General features: G+C 62.3%; 3 protein-coding genes. 2 read left to right on the top strand and 1 reads right to left on the bottom strand.

Features of this window, described 5'->3' with window-relative positions; genetic code table 11:
* The first annotated feature begins 16 nt into the window (after positions 1-16).
* Together H5U38_06280 and H5U38_06275 are read left to right on the top strand one after the other, a co-directional pair.
* Entirely contained in the window at positions 17-1,495 is a 1,479-nt protein-coding gene (locus H5U38_06280) for a hypothetical protein (GenBank protein ID MBC7186624.1), read from the top strand.
* Between the two features lie 498 nt (positions 1,496-1,993).
* Positions 1,994-2,623 (top strand): hypothetical protein, encoded by a 630-nt coding sequence (locus tag H5U38_06275; GenBank protein ID MBC7186623.1) that lies wholly within the window; start codon positions 1,994-1,996, stop codon positions 2,621-2,623.
* 343 nt (positions 2,624-2,966) lie between these two features.
* Here the strand turns inward: H5U38_06275 and H5U38_06270 are convergent.
* Positions 2,967-4,873 (bottom strand): M20/M25/M40 family metallo-hydrolase (locus H5U38_06270; GenBank protein ID MBC7186622.1); only part of this gene is annotated, 1,907 nt, incomplete at its 5' end.

The raw sequence follows: 4,873 nt of genomic DNA, 5'->3' as shown, positions 1-4,873 counted from the left end.
GTCGCTGTTGGAGGTTGTGGAAAGGGGGCTGGACTTTCCCATCTATCCCCACATAGCGATAGACTCCATCGGGCGCGTCCACGTGGTAGCACTGGACGACCCGGAAGACGACGACCTCTACCAGGACGTGCTCTATCACTGGTGGCAGGACGACAGTGGGTGGCGAAGGGAGCTCCTGTTCCGCCACGAATCGCAGAGGGTGACTGACATCGGCTTCGGGTTCGACGACCAAGGCGTATTGCACCTGGTCCTGGGGATCTCCGAGGACCCTTGGCCCTGGTACGGTTTCTTCGAGAGTATCTGGCACATGAGGCTGGAGCGCGGCGCCTGGACCAGGATGACGCAGATCGAAAGGAAAGACTCCTATGCCGACCTGGGGTTCGTCACCCTCCCCGGCGGACGAGTGGCTATTGCATGGCGACAAGGAATAGGCCCTGACGAGACAATCCTCTGGAGGCTGTGGGGGGATGGCAAGTGGGGGCCCTCCCGGGTGGCAATGAGGCGCTTTTCCCCGAAGGAAAACGGGTCGTGTTTCTTGCCCGTTCTGGAGCGGGGACCGGGGGACACTCTGCATTTGGCCTTCTTCGGGGAACCACGCGGTGACGTCTGGTACCGCGCTATCTATTACACCTGTAGGAGCGTGCACGACGAATGGCGGACACCCTCAGAGGTCTACTTCAACACACGTGTGGACTACGATTGGCCCACCCTGGCCATAACCAACGACGGGTGCCGGCACGTCTTCTGGGCAATAGATTGGGATCGCAACATCTTCCCTGAGCGAATTTTATATTCGTACTCAAGAGACGGGAAAACGTGGTCCAGCCCTGCACCGTTCACCCACCACGCCTTCACCACCCTGGCCTTCCATTACCCATTCCGGGTACGCGCAGTAGCCGATAGCTCAGGTACGCTCCATGCGATGTGGATGTATTATGCCTGGCCAAAGGAGATGGTGCTTTTCTACCGCAGCGGACGAGAGGAGAACTGGTCAGAACCGGTCCCTGTCTTCCCCGACAACTGTGAGGTTGGGTCGTTTGACCTGGCAGTGGATCGACAGAACCGCCTTCACTTCGTCTGGACCGCGGCGGAGGGACGCACCCCAGGGCCTGGTGTTAGCTCCATTTGGCATGCCGTGGCTGAGCTGTCAAAGAGTGTTGTCAGCGGGAGGCCTGCTCCTAACGAGCGTAGCGGCAATTCCCTGTTTGCCTCACGCGCCGCCCACCCAAACCCGTTCAACACCTCTTGCACCTTGCGGCTGGTGGTACGGCAACCTTGTCTCAAGAGTGCGGACATTTACGACGTTTCAGGCAGGCTGGTCAGGAACCTGGTGAACGACCTCGCGATCAACCGGGAGTGCGCTGTCGTCTGGGATGCCACCGCCCAGGACGGGACCCAGGTCCCCTCTGGCGTCTACCTCTACCAAGTGAAGGCGCGAGCTTCCGGCAGTGAGCGACAAGAGTGGGCCTCCGGCAAGCTATTGCTGGTGAGGTGAACAGGCAGACGGTTACTTGACGCAAGCATGGGCCAAGGCTTTGCGCGCGGCGCAGGCGGCCCCGGCTGCCGAGGGTGGAAACTGACGAGCGAATATCTGATTGCTGGCAGCGCGGCTACATGCTCCGTGGCGAGTGAGGGGGAAGGCGCAAGCAGAGGCGCACGAAAGGAATGGAGCCCGCGGTGCCAGGGGACAAGGTCAAGGGGTGCGTCTTCCGTTGCTGGGTGAGAGACGGAGGCACTTGCTCACCCACAGTTTGTCTTTTCGGGTTGCCCTTGTCCTCACGGTTCCTTACCTTGCGCTGGAGACGGATTAGCTGGTCACGTGCACGGCCGCGGAAGCCGAGATAGCCGCTGGCGGCAGTCGCCCTGTGCCACATGAATTGATCCCAGTGGGGAGGTCCAAGGAGCTCTCGTGCTCATCACCTCGCTCCCCTTGACTGTCGAGAGCTTTCCAGCGCTTCACAGGACAGTGGAACCATACCAAAGGAGCGCGCCCATGTCCGTACTGCAGCGTATAGCCTACTTTCAGAACCGGCGTGACGAGGTGCCGAATCAGGAGCTCGCTAAGGAATTGGCCCGGGCGCAAGACCGCGCCGGCATACGCGAAATCGCTAAGGGGCTCCACCACGAGAACCCCAACGTGCAGAGCGATTGCCTCAAAGTGCTCTACGAGATCGGCTACCTCAACCCTGAGCTGATCGCCGACTATGCCGACGATTTCCTGAACCTGCTGCAGAGCAAGAACAACCGCCTCGTTTGGGCCGGCATGATTGCCCTTTCCACCATCGCGGGGCTCAAGGCAGAAACGGTTTTCGCCCGGCTGGATGAAGTGAAGAGGGCCATGGAGCAGGGGTCGGTGATCACCGTGGACAACGGGGTGAAGACGCTTGCGGCTGTCGCCGCTCAAAACGAAGACTACCGCAGGCAGATATTCCCGTACCTGCTGAGCCATCTCCGCAGGTGTCGGCCCAAAGACGTGCCGCAACACGCCGAAAAGGTCCTGGTGGCCGTCACCAAGGAGAACAAGGGCGAGTTCATCGCCGTGTTGGCGGAACGCTCGGTTGACATGAGCGGTGCGCAGCTGTCCCGTGTGCGCAAAGTCATCAGGGAGGCAGAAAAGCGGTAGCGCCCCTCCCCGAATGCCGCCGAGCGGCCGCCTGTTCAATCGGGCCTTGTCACTTCGCCTGGCTTGCCGCCCGAACATGCCGCCAGCCAAGAAGGTTACGGTGCCTGAACGCGCCGTGCACCAGGGGGCAAACGCCCCAGCTCCTCGAGACTGGGGTTTGTGCACCGCCACTGCGACGCGCGCTCAGACAAAGGCGGAACCGAATGCGGTTCCGCCTTCCCAACGGGCCCATCCGAGAAGCCAACTTTTCTGCCCGCCATGCATGAGCGACGTCGCGGCAGGCCGCAAGCGGCCAGGAAGCCCGCTCCGCCACTCTCGCTGCGGGACCTGGCGCGCGCTCTTCTCAGAAGGGGCGCATCATGCGCGGTTGTGAACTGGGGAACATGCGCCCCAATACCTCTCGCAAATTGCCGCCCAGCAGATCGCTGATGTCGCGGTCGGCCCACCCCTCGTCTTTCAGGGCGATGGTCAGCTCCAGCATGCGGTCCAGCTCCGCCACCTGCAATGGCTGCCCAAAGTCCGGATAGAGGGTGAGCCGTTTCGGCCCCAGTTGCTCCCGCAACTCCCGGAGTCTGGCAACGGCCGCCGCGCTCCCTCCGGCCGGGTCGTACGGCACGGCCAGCAGGCCGCCATTGTCCTTCAACTTCTGGCCTACGGAGTCGCTCACCGCAGCGATGCCTGCCACCACCACCGGCGCCTTGCTGGCGGCCATCACCTGGCACAGGACCGGCTCCGGCAGGTTCTCGAGGATGAGCAGCATCTTCTGCTCATTGGCGATGGCGACAGCCTGCTTACCCTCCTCTGTCAGCCCATTGGGCGTGAGCCATGTACCGTCGCAGCCATCCAGCACGAGAAAGCGGGCGCCCAATTTGCCTGCAGCCGAGAGAAACTGCAGGTCGCCATGCACCGTGCGCGCACCATCCAGACCCACCAATGCCGCCGTCTTTTCCCGGCGCGAACTGAACATCATGGCCATGGCACGATCAAGCCGGGAGGGGTCGCCTACTTCCTTGCTCGCCTGCTCCAAGGAGCGCACGACATTGGTCAACTGCTCAGAAGGCCTGAGCAGGGAGTCAAAGGGCACGCACACGAACTGGAGGTCGATCCACTTATCCTGCAGCGAATCGAGCACGGCCATGCCCGGCGTGTAAGGGAGCGGGTGCAGGTTGGCGATGACCGCCGATTTGTGGATGTAGCGGGGTAACCGTTTCTCGGCGATCAGTTCGCCTTCATGGTCGGCGAGCAGCAGGGCCGTCTTGTAGACAAAGCGCGCCACCTTGCCCATAAGCTCGGCATCGATCTTCTCGGCATCATCGCCTGGTTGGTGATAGTCCGGGTGCGCATCGAACGGCGAGGTCATGAGCGCAAAGGCAGGCACACCGCGTGTGATGAACGGCGTGTGGTCGCTGCCGCCCGGTCCGCCGCGACTGGCTTCGATGAACTCGAGCTCCTCTTGCGTGAGATTCTCCTTGATCAGCCCCCACAGCTCCGGTGCATAATAGACGCCGGGAAAGCCGAGCTTCTTGCCCAAGCCGACCATGTCCATGTTCAGATTGGCGACCGTCTTTTCGATGGGAAAGAGGGGGTGCTCGGCGTAGTAGCGCGAACCCAGCAGGCCGCGCTCCTCACCGCCCCAGCAGGCGAAAACGATGCTTCTGCGCGGCCGCACCCCGTTGCGCGCCATCACACGCGCCACCTCCATCACCGTCGCCGCGCCTGAGGCATTGTCGTCGGCGCCATTGTAGACCTCCCCGTACTGCACGCCCACATGGTCCAGGTGGCCGCCCAGCACGATGACCTCGTCGCGCAGCTGCGGGTCGCTGCCTGGAAGAACAGCGATCACATTCTTCCCCTTGCGGTTGGGATCGAAAACCGCCTTCACGGAGAACTCGGCTTTCTTGCCGGTGGTGCGCGAGATGGGCTTCAGCTCTTTGTCCAACTTCTCCTGCTCGTTGCGCATGCGGCGGTCAAATTGGCGCTTCGCCTCTTTCTCTCCGATCAGGAGGAACTGCGCCACCCTCTCACTGACGGCAAAGGCGAGGAAGCCGGGTTTGTAGTTGCCGGGGCGCAGTCGCCAGCGCCCGGCGCTGCGATCCTCCTCGCGGAAATGGGCGCACATGAGCATGCCCACGGCGCCGTGGTGCACGGCCATGGCCGCCTTGGCGCTATCGCTTGCCAACGCTCCCCATTTGGCCTCCTGGTCGCCCGGACAGCCGTGCATGACCAAGACCACTTTGCCGCGCGTGTTTA

This window comes from Calditrichota bacterium (assembly GCA_014359355.1).
Classification (GTDB): Bacteria; Zhuqueibacterota; Zhuqueibacteria; order JANLFK01; family Oleimicrobiaceae; genus Oleimicrobium.
This window is presented reverse-complemented; position numbering and strand designations above follow the sequence as displayed.